The sequence below is a fragment of the Gilvimarinus algae genome, from assembly GCF_030518215.1.
GTDB lineage: Bacteria > Pseudomonadota > Gammaproteobacteria > Pseudomonadales > Cellvibrionaceae > Gilvimarinus > Gilvimarinus algae.
In genome coordinates, this window is sequence record NZ_JAULRT010000029.1 from 1 (window position 1) to 352 (window position 352).

Annotated in this window: 1 pseudogene; it reads right to left on the reverse strand. The window is 59.4% G+C overall.

The features are described 5' to 3' along the window. Positions 1 to 352: pseudogene (locus QWI16_RS00720) on the reverse strand (indolepyruvate ferredoxin oxidoreductase family protein); the annotation flags it as partial.

Sequence of the window (352 nt, forward strand, 5' to 3'; positions counted from 1 at the left end):
CTGTAGCGGGACATCGCCCAGCCATACAGACCGTAGTCGAGCATCTCCTGAATACCGGATGGGTACAGCACCGGTATCATCGCGTCCATGAACGCGTAGTCGCTCTGATGCGGCAGAGTAGAAGATTTGCTGGCGTGGTCATCACCGGCCACGGCCAGTACGCCGCCCACTGGCGAGGTACCAAAGGCATTGGCGTGTTTCAGCACATCGCCGGTGCGATCAACACCCGGGCCTTTGCCATACCAGAGGCCAAACACGCCATCGTAGCGTGCGCCTTCAAATACGTTGACCTGTTGTGAGCCCCAAACGGCGGTGGCTCCCAGGTCTTCGTTGACGCCGGGCTGAAAGGTAA